We start from the raw sequence: 18,443 nt of genomic DNA on the forward strand, positions 1-18,443 counted from the left end.
CGGAAGAACCGCGCAAGAACGAATGGCCGACCGTGGCGATCACGGTCGACGACGAGGAGAGACGACGTCATGACCCGCGCACGCAAAACCACGGGCCGTGTCGCTTTCGTGGGCTCGGGCCCGGGGGACGCCGGACTGGTGACGGTCCGCGCCCAGGAGCTGCTCGCGAAGGCCGACCTGGTGGTCACCGACCCCGATGTGCCCGCCGGTGTGCTCGCCTTCGCCGGGGCCAACGCCGAGGTCCGGCCCGCGGTCGGCGAGCCAGGTGACGTGGCCAGGGACCTGTCCACCGAGGCCAAGGCAGGCAGGCTCGTGCTGCGGCTGACCGCAGGTGATCCACTCACGCAGCAGGCCGTGGTCGCCGAGGTCAACGCCGTGTCGCGCACGAGCGCGGTGTTCGACGTGATCCCCGGCGTTTCGGCGGGGACGGCGGTGCCCGCCTACGCGGGTGTGGCGCTCGGAGCCGTGCATGCCGAGGTCGACCTGCGCTCCGGTGAGGTGGACTGGGCGGGCCTGGCGGCCACGCCGGGCCCCATCGTGCTGCACGCCACGTCGAGCCACCTCGCCGAGGCCGCGTCGGCCCTGGTCGAGCACGGAATCTCCGCGCAGACCCCGGTGGCGGTGACCTCGAACGGCACCATCAACACCCAGCGCACGCTGGACTCCACCCTGGCCTCGCTCGCGGCCGACGCCGGTGAGCTGGTCGGTCCGCTGGTGGTGAGCATCGGCGACGCCGTGAGCAATCGGCAGAAGCTCTCGTGGTGGGAGTCGCGCGCGCTGTACGGGTGGAAGGTGCTCGTCCCGCGCACGAAGGAGCAGGCGGGTGACATGGCCGACCGGCTCCGCAGCCACGGTGCGACCTCGCACGAGGTGCCCACGATCTCGGTCGAGCCGCCCCGGAGCCCCGCGCAGATGGAGCGCGCGGTGAAGGGCCTCGTCGACGGTCGTTACCAGTGGATCGTGTTCACCTCGGCCAACGCCGTGCGCGCGGTGTGGGAGAAGTTCGGCGAGTTCGGGCTCGACGCCAGGGCGTTCTCCGGTGTGAAGATCGCCTGCGTCGGCGAGTCCACGGCGGACAAGGTGCGCTCGTTCGGGATCATCCCGGAGCTGGTGCCGAAGGACGAGCAGTCGAGCGAGGGGCTGCTGGAGGAGTTCCCGCCGTTCGACGACATCCTCGACCCGGTGAACCGGGTGCTGCTGCCGAGGGCGGACATCGCCACGGAGACGCTGTCGGCCGGGTTGCAGGACCGTGGCTGGGAGGTCGACGACGTCACCGCCTACCGCACGGTGCGGGCCGCGCCTCCGCCCGCCGAGACCCGCGAGATGATCAAGACGGGCGGGTTCGACGCGGTGTGCTTCACGTCGTCGTCCACGGTGCGCAACCTCGTCGGCATCGCGGGCAAGCCGCACGCCCGCACGCTCGTGGCGTGCATCGGGCCGAAGACGGCCGAGACGGCCACCGAGTTCGGGCTGCGCGTTGACGTGCAGCCGGACAAGCCCAACGCCGTGACGCTGGTGGACGCGCTGGCCGAGCACGCGGCCAAGCTGCGCGCCGAGGGCGCGCTTCCCCCGCCCCGCAAGGCCAAGCGCACCCGCCGTTCCTGAGCGGGTCGCCGGTGCCGCGAAGGCCACCCTCACTGCGTGAGACGCGGCGAGGGTGGCCTTCGCTGCGTCTCACGCGGCTAGGCTGGCGGGGTGTTTCCCGAGTATCGGCCCCGTCGGTTACGCACCACGCCCGCCATGCGCAGGCTGGTGAGTGAGACCACGCTGCGCCCGCGACAGCTGATCCTGCCCCTGTTCGTCGCCGAGGGGGCCGAGCGGCCCCGCCCGATCTCCAGCATGCCCGGGGTGGTGCAGCACACGCGCGACTCGTTGCGCCAGGCGGCGGCCGACGCCGTCGCGGCGGGGGTCGGCGGCCTGATGCTGTTCGGCGTGCCCGAGACCCGCGACGCCGTCGGCAGCGGCGCCACCGACGAGAACGGTGTGCTCAACGTGGCGCTGCGGGACCTGCGCAAGGACCTCGGCGACGACACGGTGCTGATGGCCGACACGTGCCTCGACGAGTTCACCGACCACGGCCACTGCGGGGTGCTCGACTCGGCGGGAGTGGTCGACAACGACGCCACCCTCGACCGGTACGCCGACATGGCACTGGCGCAGGCCGAGGCGGGCGCCCACGTGCTCGGCCCGAGCGGCATGATGGACGGCCAGGTCGGGGTCATCCGGCGCGCGCTGGACGGCGCGGGACACACCGATACCGGGATCCTGGCCTACTCCGCGAAGTACGCGAGCGCCTTCTACGGGCCCTTCCGCGAGGCCGTGGACTCGCAGCTCACCGGCGACCGCAACAGCTACCAGCAGGACCCGGGCAACGCCAGGGAGGCGTTGCGCGAGATCGAACTGGACGTCGCCGAGGGTGCCGACGCGGTGATGGTCAAACCCGCGCTCGCCTATCTCGACGTCGTGCGGGCGGCGGCCGAGACCTCACCGGTGCCGGTGGCGGCCTACAACATCTCCGGCGAGTACGCGATGGTCGAGGGCGCGGCGGCCCAGGGGTGGGTCGAGCGGGAGCGCACGATTCTTGAGGTGCTGACCTCGATCCGCAGGGCGGGGGCCGACCTGGTGCTGACCTACTGGGCCGCTGAGGCGGCGGCCTGGCTGGACTAGAGTCGGCACCGTGACTGAGTCAGGCGAACCGGACGGCACGCCCGAGCGTCGCGAGTCGGACGAGCAACGTCGTGCGAAGGGGCTGCCCCCCGAGCCCAGCATGCCGGGGGCGGCGCGGGACCGTGGCAGGCCACCGACACCGGTGTCGGTGTCGTTCTGGCTGTACGTGCTCGCCGGGTTGGTGCTGGTGGCCGCGTTCGGCTTCACGCTCACCCAGCAGGAGGACGTCTCCGAGGCGTTGATCGACCTCAACACCACCGACGGTCTCGACGAGGAGCAGATCCGTTCGGGTGTCACCACGTTGCTGTGGACCCTGTTCGTCGGCGCCGTGGCGTTCGCGGTGATGTTCGCGCTGTTCGGGTGGAAGGCCAGGGAGGGCACGCGGTCGGCGCGCACGACGCTGACCGTGCTGGCGGCGATCACCCTGCTGCTCCAGGTGCTGCTGTTCCCGACGAGCCTGCCGATGCTGGCCGCCTCGTTCCTGGCGGTGGTGGCGACCGCGCTGCTGTATCTGCCGAGTGTGGCCCACTACTTCCCCAGGGCGACGGGCGGAGGATCGCGGCGCTGAGCGAGTCGACCGACGTCCGCTACCACGAGCCCGGTGCGAGCGGCTGGGCCCTCACCTGGGGCCCGCTGTTCGCGTTGCTCGGCTACGGGGGCGAACTGCTGGCGGGTGGCCCCACGACTCCGCTGCTGTGGCTGCTGACCGGGGCCGGGCTGGGGGCGCTGTCGGCGCTGTGGGTGTACGCGCGACGCCGCTTCCTCCGCGTCCGCCTCACTCCGGCCGAGTTGTGGCAGGGCACCGAGTGCCTGCCGCTGGACCGGGTGGCCGGGCTGGACGAGACCGAGGCGCCGTTCGGGACGCGCGTGCTGGGCGGCGGCCTGAGCGCGCCCCGCCGCTACGCCGAGGTCGCGCTGCGGCTGGACGACGACTCGGTCGTCGTGGCGTGGGCCAAGGACGGGCGGGCCCTGCGGGAGGCGCTGCGTGCCGTCCTGCGAGATCGGGCATGAGAAACTGCCCGCCGTGACCGACGTCCCGCCCGCCCCGCCCGCGACCACCCGCGGCCAGGACCGGCTGCACCAGCCGCTGCGACTGGTCGTGGCCGTGGTGGAACTGCTGCTGGCCGCCGTGGCGGGCTGGGCCGCCACCCGGTGCTGGGACCTCGCTGTCGCCCCTCTCACGGTGCGCAGCGACGATGGCGCCACGCTGGTGTCCCGGGTGTACGAGGGCAACTGGGTGGGGTTGGCGTTCCTGCTCGCGGCCGTCGCCGGGGTGCTGCTGGTGGACGCTGCGCGACAGAGCGTGCTCGGAGTGCGCACACGGCGGCGGCGAAGGCGACGTGCGTCTCGCGGGACGCGGGCAGCCGACGCGCGGTGACGTGTCTTTGCGAGACTGGCGGATGTGACAGGAGCAGTCGAGCAGTCCAAGTCCTGGTTCGAGCGCGCCACGGCGGCCACGCCGGGCGGCGTGAACTCTCCGGTGCGGGCCTTCGCGGCGGTCGGCGGTACCCCGCGGTTCATGGTGCGCGGTGAGGGAGCGTACCTGTGGGACGCCGATGGCAGCCGCTACGTCGACCTGGTGTCGTCGTGGGGGCCGATGATCCTGGGTCACGCGCATCCCGAGGTGGTGCGGGCGGCGCGGGACGCGGCGTCGTCGGGGCTGTCCTTCGGCACCCCGACCACCGGTGAGGTCGAACTCGCCGAGGAGATCATCCGGCGGGTGGAGCCGGTGGAGCAGGTGCGCCTGGTGAACTCCGGCACCGAGGCCACGATGAGCGCCATCCGGCTGGCCCGCGGATTCACCGGCCGCAGCAAGATCATCAAGTTCGCCGGGTGCTACCACGGCCACGTCGACGCCCTGCTGGCGCAGGCGGGCTCGGGGGTGGCCACGCTGGGCCTGCCGACGACTCCGGGGGTCACCGGAGCCTCGGCGGCCGACACGCTGGTGCTGCCGTACAACGACATCGAGGCCGTGCGGGCGGCGTTCGCCGACAACCCCGGCTCGATCGCCGCGGTGATCACCGAGGCGGCGGCGGGCAACATGGGTGCCGTCGCTCCCCACGACGGCTTCAACGCCGCACTGCGCGACCTCGCGCACGAGAACGGCGCGCTGCTGATCATGGACGAGGTGATGACCGGCTTCCGGGTCTCGGCCGCGGGCTGGTACGGCCGCGAGGGAGTGGCAGGCGACCTCTACACCTTCGGCAAGGTCATGTCCGGCGGGCTGCCCGCCGCCGCGTTCGGGGGCAGGGCGGACGTCATGGAGCGGCTCGCCCCGACCGGACCCGTGTACCAGGCCGGCACGCTGTCGGGAAACCCCGTCGCCGTGGCCGCGGGGCTGACCACGTTGCGCCTGGCCGACGACGCCACCTACCGCGCGCTGGACACCCACGCGCGGCGGCTCGGCGACCTGCTGGGGCGGGCGCTGTCCGCCGAGGGCGTCGCGCACACCGTCGCGTACGCGGGCAACCTCGTCAGCGTGTTCTTCACCGAGAACCCGGTGACCGACTACGCCGGTGCGGCGGCGGCACAGACCTGGCGGTTCGCGCCGTTCTTCCACGCCCTGCTGGCCGCGGGCATCTACCCGCCGCCGAGCGCGTTCGAGGCGTGGTTCGTCAACGCGGCGATGGACGACGCCGCGTTCGAGGCCATCGAGGCGGCACTGCCCGCGGCGGCGCGGGCCGCGGCGGCGGCGGAGCGGCCGTGAGTTCCGTACGCAGAGGTACCCGGACCGTCGTCCACCTGTTGCGGCACGGCGAGGTACACAACCCGGAGGGCGTTCTCTACGGCAGGATGCCGGGCTACCGGCTGTCCGAACGCGGGCGGCAGCAGGCCCTGCTGGTCGCGCAGGAACTGTCGTCGCATGCGCTGACCCACGTCGTGTCCTCGCCGCTGGAACGGGCGCAGGAGACCGCGGCGCCCATCGCCGCGGCCCACCGGCTCGACGTGGCCACCGACGAGCGGCTGATCGAGGCCGACAACCAGTTCGAGGGACTGAAGGTCAGCGTCGGTGACGGGGCGCTGCGGCAGCCGAGGCACTGGTCCAAGCTGCACAACCCCGCGCTGCCGTCGTGGGGCGAGCCCTATCTGGAGATCGCCCACCGCATGCTGGGCGCCGTCCACGCCGCCCGCGCCGCCGCCGAGGGCCACGAGGCGCTGTGCGTGTCGCACCAGCTTCCCGTCTGGACGCTGCGCCGGTACCTGGAGGGCAGGCGGCTGTGGCATGACCCGAGGAGGCGGCAGTGCTCACTGGCGTCGCTGACCAGCCTGGTGTTCGCCGACGAGCAACTCGTCGACGTCGTGTACACCGAGCCCGCCGGCTCCACCGATCCCCGGGTGACCGGCGCATGAGCACGCGGGCGCGGCTGGGTGCCCTGCTGGCGGCCGTCGCCGTCGCCGCCGTCGCCGTGACGGGCTGCGCGACCGGCGACGACGCCGTGTCCCAGGGCGGCGACTTCAGTTTCGTCTCGCCCGGCGGCCAGACCGACATCTACTACGAGGATGAGCAGCGTCAGGACCTGCCCGAGGTGGCGGGCGAGGACCTGTTCGACCCGGACGAGCGCATCGCGGCCTCCGACTACGAGGGCCGGGTTCTGGTGCTCAACATCTGGGGCCAGTGGTGCAACCCGTGCCGCAGCGAAGCGCCCGAGTTGCAGAAGCTCTACGAGCAGACCCGGGACGCCGGGGTGACGGTGCTCGGCATCGACGTGCGCGACTACAACCGCGCCGCGCCCCGGGACTTCATGCGCGACCGCGGCCTCACCTACCCGTCGATCTACGACCCGTCGGGACGGTCGCTGGTGCATCTGTCCGGTTACCCGCGCAACATCGTGCCGTCCACTCTCGTCGTGGACCGCCAGGGCCGGGTGGCGGCGGTGTTCCTGCGCGAGCTGCTGGCCGCGGACCTGCGCCCGCTGGTGGACCGCCTCGCGGCGGAGGAACCTCCCGCCGCGTCGTGACCACGGGTGCGTTCAGGGATGTTTGTCCGGCCCGCACTGCTTCATGGCACGGCACGGATGAGATACCTTGAGCTTGTACTCCCCGGGTAAGCCTCTGCTGCGGCACACACCCGGGGTTTTCTCATCTTGGCTTGTGGTCGCCTGGCTCACTCGTCGTCCCGGCCCGTGGCCTTCACAGAAACCCCATTCCCTACTCTGAACGCCGTGGATGCGGTACAAGAGCTGGCGGTCTCCGGGCCGTTGCTGCTCGCCGCGGGCCTGTCGATGCTCGCGGGCCTGATCTCGTTCGCCTCGCCGTGTGTGGTGCCGCTGGTGCCCGGCTACCTCGCGTACCTGGCCGCCCTGGTCGGGGCCGACGCGCCCGCCGTGAGTGCGGACGAGGACCGCAAGCGCGGCCGGTTCGCCGTCGTGGGTGCGGCGGGGCTGTTCGTGCTGGGATTCACCGTCGTGTTCACGGGCACGGTCGGCAGCCTGGTGTGGCTGGCGGACGCGCTGTGGGTCAACCAGGAGTTGCTGCAGCGCATCGGCGGGGTGGTCATCATCGCGATGGCCTTCGTCTTTCTCGGGTTCGTCCCGCTGTTGCAGCGCGATGCCCGGCTGCACCCCGCGCCGAGGGCGGGCATCTGGGGCGCGCCCGTGCTGGGGGCCGTGTTCGGGCTCGGCTGGACGCCCTGCATCGGGCCCACGCTGTCCGGCGTGCTCATGATCGCCACCGCGAGCGGCGGTGCGGGCGCGCGGGGCTTTCTCCTGGTGCTGCTGTACTGCCTCGGGCTCGGTATCCCGTTCCTGCTGCTCGCCGCCGGGGCCCGCTGGGCCGTCGGGGCGACGGCGTGGTTGCGCCGCCACGGTCGCCAGGTGCAGATCTTCGGCGGGGTGTTGCTGCTCGTCGTCGGTGTGCTGCTGGTGACGGGCCTGTGGGCCGAGTTGGTGGGCTGGATGCGTGACGCCTTCATCTCCGACTGGAAGCTGCCGCTGTGACCCACACCGAGACCGCCAGTCGGCCCACCCCGCCACGGCCCAACCCGCACCGGACGCCGCTGCGGCGCGCCCTCGCCTTCGTGCGCAACACCTGGCGTGGTCTCACGTCGATGCGGACCGCGCTGGTGCTGCTGTTCCTGCTCGCGCTGGCCGCGCTGCCCGGCGCGCTGCTGCCGCAGTGGGACCTCAACGCCGAGAAGACCCGGTCCTACATCACCGAAAACGGCTGGTGGGGGCAGTTGCTCGACCGGTTGCAGCTGTTCGACGTCTACAGCAGTGTGTGGTTCTCGGCGGTCTACCTGCTGCTGATGGTGTCGCTGATCGGCTGCCTCGTGCCGAGGACGGGCGACTACGTGCGCGCCATGCGCGCGGGGCCGGTGCGCACGCCCCGGAACCTCTCGCGCCTGCCACACCACGTGCGCACCGAGGTGGCCGCCGCCCCCGACGACGTCGTCGCGACGGCGCGGCGCAGGCTGCGCGGCTGGCGGGTGGCCGAGCGCACGGAGGCCGACGGCGCGCGCACGCTCAGCGCCGAACGCGGCTACCTGCGCGAGACCGGCAACCTCGTCTTCCACTTCGGCATGCTGGGCATCGTCATCGCCTTCGCGGGTGGGGCGCTGTACTCGTACGAGGGCCAGGTCATCGTCCATGCCGACGGGCAGGAGTTCTGCAACTCCGGGATCTTCGCCTACGACTCGTTCAATCCCGGCCTGCGGGTGGACGGCACGGGCCTGACGCCGTTCTGCGTGCGGGTCGACGACTTCGAGCCCACGTACACCGACGCGGGCCAGCCGATCAGCTACGACGCCGACATCCGGTACCAGTCCGGCGCCGACCTGGAGTCGGGTACCTGGCGGGAGCACCACCTCGAGGTCAACGAGCCGCTGCGCACCGAGGGCGACCGCGTGTACCTGCTGGGGCACGGCTACGCGCCGACGTTCACGGTGACCTGGCCCGACGGCGAGTCGCGAACCCAGACGATCCAGTGGCGGCCGACCGACCAGACCACCCTGCTGTCGCAGGGGGCGACGAAGTTCGACCCGCCCGGGATCACCGACTCCGAGGTGCGCCGGGACAACCAGCTCGCCGTGACGGGACTGTTCGCGCCGACCGCCGCGCTGCACGGCAACATCCTGACGTCGGCGTTTCCGAACCTGACCGACCCCGCCGCCGCGGTGGACGTCATGCGCGGCGATCTCGGGATCGACAGTGGCCAGCCTCAGTCGATCTTCGAGATCGATCAGTCGATGGTCGACAGCGGCAGGCTGGAGCGCGTGGCCCGGGAGAACCTGCGCGTCGGCGAGAGCGTCACGCTCGACGACGGCACGCGGGTCAGCTTCGACGGCGTGCGGCGATGGGTGTCGTTGCAGGTGTCGCACGATCCGACACAGGGGTGGATGCTGGGCTTCGCCATCGCGATGTTCGTCGGCCTGGGGGCCTCGCTCGCGGTGAAACGCCGCCGCTTCTGGGTGCGGGTGACGCCGGCCGGTGACGCCGGAAATGATCTGCGACGCTCTGTAGTAGAGTTGGGCGGCCTGGCCCGCACGGACCAGGCCGGTTACGGCGAGGAGTTCTCCGCCCTCGCGCGGGACGTCCTCGACCGCACGCCCCGGGAAAGGAAGGCGCCCTGATGCCGGTGAACGAGACGCTGTCGCAGTACAGCGACTGGTCGTACACCACGGCCGTGGCGGTGTACGTGCTGGCGATGATCTTCTTCCTCGTGGAGCAGTCGTTCGGCAGGCACGGAACCGTAGCGGCCGAGCGCACCCGCACGCGGCAACTCGTCGGGGCCGGTGCGCAGGCGGGCTCGACCGTGGTGGGGGACGGGGCCGAGCCGCCCGCAGCCGTCAGGCCCGCCCGTTCCCGGGCCGAACGCATGGGCCGCACGGGACTGGCGCTGACCGTGCTCGCGGCGGCGTTGCACCTCGCGGCGCTGGTGCTGCGCGGGCTGGCCACCAGCCGCGTGCCCTGGGGCAACATGTACGAGTACATCATGGCGATCACGTTGTTCGCCGTGGTCACCTGGATCGTCATGGCCCGCAAGTACCCCGTGCGCCATCTCTCGGCGTTCGTGCTGCTGCCCGTGGTCATCCTCATGTTCGTCGGCGGCACCATGCTCTACGCGGTGGCCGCCCCGGTGCAGCCCGCGTTGCAGTCGTACTGGCTCGTCATCCACGTCGTCGCCGCCGCGGTGGCCTCGGGGGTCTTCCTGATCCCCGGCGTGGCCAGCGTGCTCTACCTCGTCCGCGCGGCCCACGACCGCGACTCCGGGCGGTTCACCCGGCTCGCCCCGAAGCTGCCGAGCGCCGACATCCTCGACCGCATCGCGTACCGGACGACCGTGTTCGCGTTTCCCGTGTTCACCTTCGGCGTCCTCTGCGGCGCGGTGTGGGCCGAGGCCGCGTGGGGTCGCTTCTGGGGCTGGGACCCCAAGGAGACCGTCGCGTTCGTCTCGTGGGTTGTCTACGCCGCCTACCTGCACTCGCGCGCGACGGCGGGCTGGCGCGGTACCCGCGCCGCCGCCATCAACGTGGTCGGCTTCGTGCTCACGGTGTTCAACCTGTTCTTCGTCAACCTCGTGTCGGTGGGCCTTCACTCGTATGCCGGAGTGGGCTGACGTTCTTCGCTCGCTGCGGCTACCGTCGCACCTGTGATGCGTGAGGGGGACACTCGGCAACCCATCGGAGGCTTGACGCGGTGACCGGACCCAACGAACGCGGCGGGCAGGATCATCCGCTCTATTCCGAGGCGAGTACGGACTCGACGCCCTACCCCGCCCAGGGCGAGCCCGGGTGGCAGGGTCGGCAACCGGCGCGGCCCGCGCCGCCGCAGGGCTGGCCGGGCGCGGCCGTGCCACCCTCGCAACCGCACCCGGCACCGCCCCCCGGCTCCCCCAGCTACGGCGGGCAGTACGGCGGGCCGCCCCTGCCGCAACCGCAGCACCCCGGCCACCCGTATCCGGGGCTCGACAGCGGGAACTACGTGCGGACGCCGAAGCGCGAGCCCAAGTCGGGGTGGCGCAAGGCCGTCTACCTGGCGACCGGCAAGCTCGTCAATCCCGGCGAGAGCCCGGCGGACCGGCAGCGGCGGGATCTGGTGCAGCGGGTCAACCAGCCGTTGCGCGGCTGCTACCGCATCGCGATGCTGAGCCTCAAGGGCGGCGTCGGCAAGACCACGACCACGACCACGCTGGGGTCCACCTTCGCGTCCCTGCGCGGCGACCGGGTGATCGCCGTCGACGCGAACCCCGACGCGGGCACGTTGTCGCAGAAGATCCCCATCGAGACCGCCGCGACGGTGCGCCACCTCCTGCGCGACGCCGACCGCATCACGCGGTACAGCGACGTGCGCGCCTACACGTCACAGGGCCCGAGCAGGCTGGAGATCCTGGCCTCCGACACCGATCCGGCCGTGTCGGAGGCGTTCTCGGAGTACGACTACCTGCGCGTGGTGTCGGTGCTGGAGCGCTTCTACAACATCGTGCTGACCGACTGCGGGACCGGTCTGATGCACTCCGCGATGAAGGGGGTGCTCGATTCGGCCGACACGCTCGTGCTGGTCTCGTCGGGCTCGCTCGACGGGGCGCGGAGCGCGTCGGCGACGCTGGACTGGCTCGACGCGCACGGTTACGGCGACGTCGTGGCGCGGTCGGTGGCTGTGATCAACTCGGTGCGGCCCAGGGCGGGGTCCGTGGATCTGGACAAGCTCGCCGCTCATTTCGCCGCGCGGGTGCGTGCGGTGGTGCGAATCCCGTTCGACCCTCACCTCGAGGAAGGCGCGGAGATCGACCTGGACCGGCTGGCCGAACCGACACGGCAGGCGCTGCGGGAACTCGCCGCGACGATCGCCGACGGGTTCGCGACACCGCCGCTGCGCTGAGCCGCCCCGCGACGGCGCTCAGCCGCTGGTGTCGTCGTCGGAATCCCGTTGCTTGCGCTGTTCCTCGCTGAGCCGCCGCAGGAAGTCCGGGTCGTCGTCGGGTGCGACGGTGGTCGTCGGCTGGCGAGTGGACGCCCCGACTCGGTCGGCGCCCAGCGTCCGCCAGAGCACGACCGCGACAGTGATGGCGCCGATCGCGGCGAGCAGGTAGATCATGCTCGCTCCTTCCCGGGTTTGCCGACCACACTACCGCACCAGAGGTTAACCCTTTTGTCCGTTGCGTCGTGCGGGGCGGGGGCGGCCACGCGGTCGGCCGCCCCCGGCATGCCCGCTCCTCGTAGGCGGCGCGGCTCAGTTCCGAGGGTGCGCGCTCGCGTCGGTGGTCAGTTCGGACAGGAGCTGGTTGACTTCCGCCTCGCGGAATCTCCGGTGGCCTCCAGGGGTCCTGATGGAGCCGATTCGCCCCGCCGTCGCCCAGCGCGTCACCGTCTTCGGGTCGACACGGAACAGTGCGGCGACCTCGCCCGGCGTCAGGAGCCGTCCTCCAGTGCTCGTGGTCACTCTTCGCCCTCCCTTGCAACTCGGAGGTCACAATCGTGTCACTTCACCTGCCGGGTACTCGAACGGTTGTGCGTGAGTAAAGAGGTAGTAAGGGACAAACGGCGTCGATTCGGGCGGGACGGGCGTGACCCGTGGCACGGCGTAGGCTCGGGAGTCGTGAGCGAACGCCCCACCGACACGCTGCCCCGCGACCTCGCGCTCTACGTACTCGCCCGGTTCGCGCTCGTCGCGGTGGTCGCCGCCGCACTGGTGCTGGCCGGGGTTCCGCTGCTCGTCGCGCTGGTCATCGCGCTCGTGCTGGGTCTGCCGCTCGGGCTGCTGCTGTTCCGTTCGCTCAACTCCAGGGTCACGGCGGGCCTCGCGGCTCGGAACGAGCGCAGGGCCACCGAACGCGCCCGGCTGCGCGCCCGGTTGCGCGGTGAGGAACTCGACAGCGGTGACGACTCCCGTGAGACTGGGGCGTCCGGCAAGAGCACCGACACCACCTCGGGGGACGAGTGAACGACACGTGGGTGCGGGAGGCCGTCCGCATCATCGAGGCCGATGCCAACCGCAGCGCCGACACGCACCTGCACGTCTTCCCGCTGCCCGTCGAGTGGGGCATCGACCTGTATCTCAAGGACGAGTCCGTGCATCCCACGGGGTCGCTCAAACACCGGCTCGCGCGGTCGCTGCTGCTGTATGGCCTGGTCAACGGCCAGATCGGCCCCAAGACCGTGCTGGTGGAGGCGTCCAGCGGGTCCACGGCGGTGTCGGAGGCGTACTTCGCCCGGATGCTGGGGCTGGACTTCGTCACGGTGGTGCCGCGCCGGACCAGCCGGGAGAAGATCGACCTCATCGAGTTCTACGGCGGGCGCTGCCACTTCGTCGACCGGGCGCCCGACATGTACCCCGAGGCGGAGCGCCTCGCGGCCGAGTGCGGCGGGCACTACCTCGACCAGTTCACCTACGCGGAGCGGGCGACCGACTGGCGCGGCAACAACAACATCGCCGAGTCGGTGTTCTCCCAACTGCGCTCCGAGCGGCACCCCGTGCCGTCCTGGATCGTGGTCGGCGCGGGTACCGGCGGCACCAGCGCCACGTTCGGCCGGTATGTGCGCTACCGCAGGCACGAGACGAAGGTCGCCGTGGTGGACCCGGAGAACTCCGCGTTCTACGGCGCGTGGGAGACCGGTGAGCGGGACTACCAGACCGGGATGCCGTCCCGGATCGAGGGCATCGGGCGGCCCAGGGTGGAACCGTCGTTCGTGCCCGAGGTGATCGACGAGATGATCCGGGTTCCGGACGCGGCGTCGATGGCGGCGATCCGGTTCCTGCGCGGGCACACCGGCCACTGGGCAGGCGGTTCCACGGGAACCAACCTCTACGGCGCGTTCACGCTGCTGGCACGGATGCTGGCCACCGGGCAGCGGGGCAGCGTGGTGACGTTGTTGTGCGACGGCGGCGAGCGCTACGCCGGGACGTACTACGACGACGCCTGGCTGGCCGAGCGCGATCTCGACATCGAGCCGTATCTGAAGGCGTTCGAGCGCTTCCTCGACACCGGGGTCTTCCCCGGCTGAGCGGGTACCCGGTCAGGCCGCGAACGCCAGCGCCGCGCCGGTGAGCACCGCCCAGGCCAGCATCGCGAACCCCGTGTCGCGCAGCACCGGGATCAGTCGCCTTCCCCGCGCCCCGCCCGCGACGGTCCGCACCGGCGTCACCAGCAGCGCGGCCGCGAGCAGTCCCGCCACGGCAGCGGGATGCGCCACCGCCAGTGCCAGCGTGATCGCGAACGGAACGGCCGCGAGCACGAGATAGAACCGCCGGGTGCCCCGCTCGCCCAGCCGTACCGCCAACGTGACTTTGCCGACCTCGCGGTCGGTGGGGATGTCGCGCAGGTTGTTGGCCACCAGCACCGCCATCGACAGGCAGCCGACGGCCACCGCGCAGCCCAGCGCCTCCCAGCTCACCCGCCCCGCCTGCACGTACACGGTGCCGAGTACGGCGGCGAGCCCAAAGAAGACGAACACCGAGACCTCGCCGAGGCCCGCGTAGCCGTAGGGTCGCGTGCCGCCGGTGTAGAACCAGGCTCCCGCCACGCACGCCGCACCGAGGGCCAGCAGCCACCACTGCCCGGACACCGCCACCAGCACCAGCCCCAGCACACCCGCCGCCGCCAGCGCCGTCAGCGCCGCAGCGAGCACGGTCCTGGCCGGTGCGGCGCCGGAGCCGACGAGGCGCAGCGGACCCACCCGCTGATCGTCGGTGCCCCGGACGCCGTCGGAGTAGTCGTTGGCGTAGTTGACCCCCACGATCAGCGACAGCGCGACCAGCAGCGCCAGCAGCGAGCGCCACCACGACAGCGCGTCCAGCTGTGCGGCGGCGCCCATGCCCGCCAACACGGGTGCGACGGCGTTGGGCAACGTGCGTGGCCGTGCCCCCTCGATCCACTCCGCGACTGTCGCCATGCGGTCATTCTTCGGCATCGCGAGCGCGGGGCGTGTCGAGGTCGGCGAGCAGGCGGCGTACGGCCGCCCGGTCCACCTTGCCAGGGCCGAGCTCCGGCAGCGTGTCCACGGGGCGCAGCAGCCTGGGCACGGCGGCCCCGCCGAGTTCGGCCCTGACCGCGTCGCGGAGCCGCTCGGGGCTCACCGCACCGGTGGTGACCACGGCGGCGGCCACGCGCTGGCCCCACTCGGGGTCCGGCAGTCCGACCACGCAGGCGGCACGCACGCCGTCCTGGCCGGTGAGCACGTCCTCAACGCGCTGGGCCGCCACCTTCACCCCACCGGTGTTGACGACGTCGTCCAGCCGGCCCAGGACGTCCAGCATGCCGTCCGCGGACACCCTGCCGACATCGCCGGTGGCGAACCAGCCGTCCCGGAACGCCGCCGCCGTGGGCTCGGGGGCGAGCCGGTAGCCGTGGGCCAGCACCGGTCCGGCGATCTCGATCCGGTCCCGCGGGCCGAGCCGCACCCGCACACCGTCGAGCGGCACGCCGTCGTACACGCAACCGCCCGCGGTCTCGCTCATGCCGTAGGAGGCCACCACGGCGATCCCGGCGCGCTCGGCCCGGAGCCGCAACGCACCCGGCAGCGCGGCGCCTCCGATCACGATGGCGTCGAGTGCCGCCGCTGCGGCCGCCGCCTCCCCGCCCGCGTCCAGCAGCCGGGCCAGCTGGGTGGGTACCAGCGCGGTGTAGTGCGGGCCCGGCGTCGTCAGCAGGTCCCGCACGGCGGCGGCGAAGGCGTCCGCCCGGAAGCCACGCGAGGTGTCGAGCACCACGGGCTCGGTCCCCGCGACCCGTGAGCGCACCAGCACCTGGAGCCCCCCGACGTAGCAGGCCGGGGTGGCCAGCAGCCACCGGCCGTCGCCGCCGAGGCGGGCGTGCGTGGCGCGGGCGGAGGCCAGCAGTGCCCGTGCCGACAGCAGCGTGCCCTTGGGCCGCCCGGTGGAACCCGACGTGGGAACGACCACGGCGGTGTCCGCCTCGACGGGCTCGCCGGGCCGGAGGGCGTCGCGAACCTCGCCCGCCGTGGGGCTGCGGGGGTCGAGCGGAAGCACGGCGGGGCCACCGTCGAGCGCGGCCAGGAGTGCGCGGCGCAGCTCGGCGACGGAGGCCGGGTCACCGCCTACCCAGACCACCCGCATTGCCGTCACCTCACTGGTCGGTGGGTCAGTAGTAGTACGGGTAGGGCGTCCAGTCCGGGTCGCGCTTCTGCAGGAACGCGTCCCGGCCCTCCACCGCCTCGTCCTGGAGATACGCCAGCCGGGTCGTCTCGCCCGCGAACACCTGCTGCCCGACCAGGCCGTCGTCGATCAGGTTGAACGAGTACTTGAGCATGCGCTGCGCGGTGGGGGACTTGCCCAGCACCTCCCACGCCCACTCCAGCGCCTCGCTCTCCAGCCGCTCGTGCGGTACCGCGCGGTTCACCGCGCCCATGGCGTGAGCCTCCTCGGCGGTGTAGGCGCGCCCGAGGAAGAAAATCTCCCGCGCGAACTTCTGCCCGGTCTGCCGTGCCAGGTAGGCCGAGCCGAACCCGCCGTCGAAGGAACCGACGTCGGCGTCGGTCTGCTTGAACCGCGCGTGCTCGGCCGAGGCCAGCGTGAGGTCGCACACGACGTGCAGCGAGTGGCCGCCGCCCGCGGCCCAGCCGGGCACCACCGCGATCACGACCTTCGGCAGGAACCGGATGAGCCGCTGCACCTCAAGGATGTGCAACCTGCCCGCCCGCGCCGGGTCGATCGTGTCGGAGGTCTCGCCGTCGGCGTACTGATAGCCGGACCGGCCGCGAATACGCTGGTCACCACCGGAGCAGAACGCCCAGCCGCCGTCCTTGGGGGAGGGGCCGTTGCCGGTGAGCAGGACGCAACCCACGTCGGAGCTCATCCGGGCGTGGTCCAGTGCGCGGTACAGCTCGTCGACCGTGTGCGGCCGGAACGCGTTGCGCACCTCCGGCCGGTCGAAGGCCACGCGGACGACGCGCTTGCCGGACCGGGTCCTCGTCGAGCGGTGGTAGGTGATGTCGGTGAAGTCGAAGCCTTCGACCTCGTCCCATTCCGCGGGGTCGAACAGCTCCGAAACCTGGGCTTCTCGCACGCCTGGGAGAATAGGCCGTGTGCTCTCACCCTTCGACACCGTGGCGCGCCTGTGGCGGCGAGGGCCGTCACACACCGGCAGCGAGGCCGAGGAGGTCGCCGGGTGAACCCGTCCACAGCGCAGGCCAGGGTCCTCGTGGACGAGCTGGTGCGCAACACCGTCTCCCACGTGGTGCTGAGCCCCGGCTCCCGCAACGCGCCGCTGTCGTTCGCGCTGCACGAGGCCGCGACGGCGGGCAGGTTGACGCTGCACGTGCGCATCGACGAGCGCAGCGCGGCGTTCCTCGCGCTCGGGATCGCCGCCCGCACCGGCCGTCCCGTCCCGGTGGTGTGTACGTCGGGCACGGCGGCGGCGAACTTCCACCCCGCGGTGCTGGAGGCCGACCGGGCCGGAGTGCCGCTGGTCGTGCTGACCGCCGACCGGCCACCCGAGCTGCGGGCGTCCGGGGCGAACCAGGTGATCGACCAGCGTGAGCTGTACGGCTCCGCCGTGCGGTATTTCGACGAACTCGCCGTCGCGGAACGCAGGTCCGGTCAGAACGCCTACTGGCGCAGCCAGATCTGCCGGGTGTGGAACGCGGCCTACGGCGAGTGGCGCAGCGGTCCCGTGCATCTCAACATCCCGTTCCGCGAACCGCTGGTCCCCGACGGCAGTGCCGGTGACGACGGTGACGGCGAGGACACCACGTGGCCCGAGTCGCTGGACGGCAGGCCGCGGGGCGCCCGCTGGACGGAGCTGCCGGACTTCGGGGCGCTGCCCTCGTTCGTCGTGCCGTCGGCCCGGCACGGCCTCGTCATCGCCTGCGACGCGGGTGTGCGGGCCGCGGGGGAGTGGGCGGAGCTGCACGGCTGGCCCGTGGTGTCGGAGACCGGTGGGCTGGGGATCGGCGGCACGACGGCCATCGCGGGCGGCGTGTGGCTGCTGGGGTTGGAGGAGTTCCTCACCGAACACACACCGGAGCAGGTGCTGTGCATCGGACGGCCGACCGTGTTCCGTCAGGTGCAACGGTTGCTGTCCAACACCGACGTCGAGGTCCTGCTCGTGCGGCCCGACTCGGACTGGCCAGCCCCGGCGCACAACGTCCGGCAGGTGGGGCAGTGGTTCGACGAACCCACCAAACCCGCCGATCCGGAGTGGCTGCTGAAGTGGCGCCGCGCCGACGCCGCCGCCACCGCGGCGGTGCGCGACACGCTGGCCGCGCAGCCGTGGCCCAGCGGACTGAGCGTCGCGAGCGAGCTGGCCGCGTGCCTGCCCGCCGACTCGCTGCTGGTGGTCGGCTCCTCCAACCCGACCCGGGACGTCGCGCTGGCCGGGGTGCGCAGGCCCGACGTCCTGGTACACCGCAACCGCGGGGTCGCGGGCATCGACGGGACGCTGTCCACCGCGATCGGGGCCGCCACGGTGCATCCGGGGCCGTCGTACGCGTTCGTCGGCGACCTGACCTTCCTGCACGACCTCAACGGCCTGCTCACCGGGCAGGCCGAGACCAGGCCGGACCTGACGATCGTGGTGCTCAACGACGACGGTGGCGGCATCTTCTCGCTGCTGGAACAGGGCGAGCAGCAGCACAGCGGCAGTTTCGAACGGATCTTCGGCACCCCGCACGGGGCGGATCTGTCGGCGTTGTGCGCGGGCTACGGCGTGCCGCACACGCTCGCGTCGTCGCGCGTGGCGCTGCGGGAGGCGCTGCGCCCGGAGCCGGGCCTGCGGGTGGTGGAGGTCCGGGCCGACCGCTCGGGCCACCGGGACCTGCACGCGCGGCTGCGCGCGGCCGTCGCCAGGTCGGTGGGCGCCCGATAGGGTGCTCCGCCCGCCTC

The 18,443-nt window shown here is 72.2% G+C and carries 20 protein-coding genes; 15 read left to right on the forward strand and 5 right to left on the reverse strand.

The features are described from left to right. Positions 1-69 precede the first annotated feature (69 nt). From FFT09_RS09805 to FFT09_RS09860, 12 genes are all read left to right on the forward strand, one after another. Positions 70-1,605 (forward strand): bifunctional uroporphyrinogen-III C-methyltransferase/uroporphyrinogen-III synthase, encoded by a 1,536-nt coding sequence (locus FFT09_RS09805; protein ID WP_024876448.1) that lies wholly within the window; start codon positions 70-72, stop codon positions 1,603-1,605. Positions 1,606-1,695: 90 nt separating this feature from the next. Then, complete coding sequence (gene hemB, locus FFT09_RS09810) at positions 1,696-2,667, forward strand: porphobilinogen synthase (protein WP_138382463.1); 972 nt, start codon at positions 1,696-1,698, stop codon at positions 2,665-2,667. A gap of 10 nt (positions 2,668-2,677) precedes the next feature. Next, the gene (locus tag FFT09_RS09815) at positions 2,678-3,235 is read left to right on the forward strand and encodes a hypothetical protein (protein ID WP_138382464.1); all 558 of its coding nucleotides are present in this window, start codon (positions 2,678-2,680) and stop codon (positions 3,233-3,235) included. Positions 3,236-3,309: 74 nt separating this feature from the next. Then, positions 3,310-3,678, forward strand: a complete 369-nt coding sequence (locus FFT09_RS09820) for a hypothetical protein (RefSeq protein ID WP_244231290.1) — start codon at positions 3,310-3,312, stop codon at positions 3,676-3,678. Between the two features lie 13 nt (positions 3,679-3,691). Continuing rightward, a complete protein-coding gene (locus tag FFT09_RS09825) occupies positions 3,692-4,045 on the forward strand; it encodes a hypothetical protein (protein ID WP_138382465.1) in 354 nt (117 codons plus the stop codon). Between the two features lie 24 nt (positions 4,046-4,069). Continuing rightward, complete coding sequence (gene hemL, locus FFT09_RS09830; RefSeq protein WP_138382466.1) at positions 4,070-5,374, forward strand: glutamate-1-semialdehyde 2,1-aminomutase; 1,305 nt, start codon at positions 4,070-4,072, stop codon at positions 5,372-5,374. Further along, positions 5,371-6,018, forward strand: a complete 648-nt coding sequence (locus FFT09_RS09835) for a histidine phosphatase family protein (RefSeq protein ID WP_138382467.1) — start codon at positions 5,371-5,373, stop codon at positions 6,016-6,018. Before hemL ends, FFT09_RS09835 begins: the two co-directional genes overlap by 4 nt. Continuing rightward, complete coding sequence (locus FFT09_RS09840) at positions 6,015-6,626, forward strand: TlpA family protein disulfide reductase (protein WP_138382468.1); 612 nt, start codon at positions 6,015-6,017, stop codon at positions 6,624-6,626. Before FFT09_RS09835 ends, FFT09_RS09840 begins: the two co-directional genes overlap by 4 nt. Positions 6,627-6,830: 204 nt before the next feature. Continuing rightward, positions 6,831-7,604, forward strand: a complete 774-nt coding sequence (locus FFT09_RS09845; protein WP_138382469.1) for a cytochrome c biogenesis CcdA family protein — start codon at positions 6,831-6,833, stop codon at positions 7,602-7,604. Next, positions 7,601-9,235 (forward strand): cytochrome c biogenesis protein ResB, encoded by a 1,635-nt coding sequence (gene resB, locus FFT09_RS09850; RefSeq protein ID WP_167305356.1) that lies wholly within the window; start codon positions 7,601-7,603, stop codon positions 9,233-9,235. Before FFT09_RS09845 ends, resB begins: the two co-directional genes overlap by 4 nt. Next, positions 9,235-10,221, forward strand: coding sequence for a c-type cytochrome biogenesis protein CcsB (ccsB, locus tag FFT09_RS09855; RefSeq protein WP_138382470.1), 987 nt, complete (start codon positions 9,235-9,237; stop codon positions 10,219-10,221). The genes resB and ccsB overlap by 1 nt, the downstream gene beginning before the upstream one ends. An 80-nt stretch (positions 10,222-10,301) precedes the next feature. After that, on the forward strand, positions 10,302-11,483 hold the full coding sequence (locus tag FFT09_RS09860; RefSeq protein ID WP_138382471.1) for a MinD/ParA family ATP-binding protein: 1,182 nt from the start codon (positions 10,302-10,304) through the stop codon (positions 11,481-11,483). 18 nt (positions 11,484-11,501) lie between these two features. Here the strand turns inward: FFT09_RS09860 and FFT09_RS09865 are convergent, their stop codons facing one another. Together FFT09_RS09865 and FFT09_RS09870 are read right to left on the reverse strand one after the other, a co-directional pair. Then, a complete protein-coding gene (locus tag FFT09_RS09865; RefSeq protein ID WP_081193176.1) occupies positions 11,502-11,699 on the reverse strand; it encodes a hypothetical protein in 198 nt (65 codons plus the stop codon). A 135-nt stretch (positions 11,700-11,834) separates the two neighbouring features. Then, entirely contained in the window at positions 11,835-12,044 is a 210-nt protein-coding gene (locus tag FFT09_RS09870; RefSeq protein WP_024876434.1) for a BldC family transcriptional regulator, read from the reverse strand. Between the two features lie 156 nt (positions 12,045-12,200). Between FFT09_RS09870 and FFT09_RS09875 the strand changes: the two genes are divergently transcribed. Next, a complete protein-coding gene (locus tag FFT09_RS09875) occupies positions 12,201-12,545 on the forward strand; it encodes a DUF4229 domain-containing protein (protein ID WP_024876433.1) in 345 nt (114 codons plus the stop codon). Beyond that, the gene (gene cds1, locus FFT09_RS09880; protein ID WP_081193178.1) at positions 12,542-13,606 is read left to right on the forward strand and encodes an L-cysteine desulfhydrase Cds1; all 1,065 of its coding nucleotides are present in this window, start codon (positions 12,542-12,544) and stop codon (positions 13,604-13,606) included. The genes FFT09_RS09875 and cds1 overlap by 4 nt, the downstream gene beginning before the upstream one ends. A 12-nt stretch (positions 13,607-13,618) precedes the next feature. Here cds1 and FFT09_RS09885 read toward each other — a convergent pair whose 3' ends face one another. The 3 genes from FFT09_RS09885 to FFT09_RS09895 are packed head-to-tail and all read right to left on the reverse strand — an operon-like array spanning position 13,619 to position 16,626. After that, entirely contained in the window at positions 13,619-14,494 is an 876-nt protein-coding gene (locus FFT09_RS09885; protein ID WP_138382472.1) for a 1,4-dihydroxy-2-naphthoate polyprenyltransferase, read from the reverse strand. A 4-nt stretch (positions 14,495-14,498) separates the two neighbouring features. Continuing rightward, entirely contained in the window at positions 14,499-15,677 is a 1,179-nt protein-coding gene (gene menE / locus FFT09_RS09890) for an o-succinylbenzoate--CoA ligase (protein WP_138382473.1), read from the reverse strand. Positions 15,678-15,702: 25 nt separating this feature from the next. After that, positions 15,703-16,626: a 1,4-dihydroxy-2-naphthoyl-CoA synthase gene (locus FFT09_RS09895; protein ID WP_081193184.1), complete on the reverse strand. Its 924-nt coding sequence runs from the start codon at positions 16,624-16,626 to the stop codon at positions 15,703-15,705. Positions 16,627-16,728: 102 nt separating this feature from the next. Between FFT09_RS09895 and menD the strand changes: the two genes are divergently transcribed. Then, complete coding sequence (gene menD, locus FFT09_RS09900; RefSeq protein ID WP_138382474.1) at positions 16,729-18,426, forward strand: 2-succinyl-5-enolpyruvyl-6-hydroxy-3-cyclohexene-1-carboxylic-acid synthase; 1,698 nt, start codon at positions 16,729-16,731, stop codon at positions 18,424-18,426. Positions 18,427-18,443 lie beyond the last annotated feature (17 nt).

It is taken from the genome of Saccharomonospora piscinae (genome assembly GCF_005862235.1).
Classification (GTDB): domain Bacteria; phylum Actinomycetota; class Actinomycetes; order Mycobacteriales; family Pseudonocardiaceae; genus Saccharomonospora; species Saccharomonospora piscinae.

Bases quoted from the DNA above. Each gene is read 5' to 3' on its own strand.
- FFT09_RS09805 (WP_024876448.1), top strand. From the start codon at position 70: ATGACCCGCGCACGCAAAACCACGGGCCGTGTCGCTTTCGTGGGCTCG.
- FFT09_RS09840 (WP_138382468.1), top strand. From the start codon at position 6,015: ATGAGCACGCGGGCGCGGCTGGGTGCCCTGCTGGCGGCCGTCGCCGTC.
- ccsB (WP_138382470.1), top strand. From the start codon at position 9,235: ATGCCGGTGAACGAGACGCTGTCGCAGTACAGCGACTGGTCGTACACC.
- FFT09_RS09865 (WP_081193176.1), bottom strand. From the start codon at position 11,699: ATGATCTACCTGCTCGCCGCGATCGGCGCCATCACTGTCGCGGTCGTG.
- FFT09_RS09885 (WP_138382472.1), bottom strand. From the start codon at position 14,494: ATGGCGACAGTCGCGGAGTGGATCGAGGGGGCACGGCCACGCACGTTG.
- menE (WP_138382473.1), bottom strand. From the start codon at position 15,677: ATGCGGGTGGTCTGGGTAGGCGGTGACCCGGCCTCCGTCGCCGAGCTG.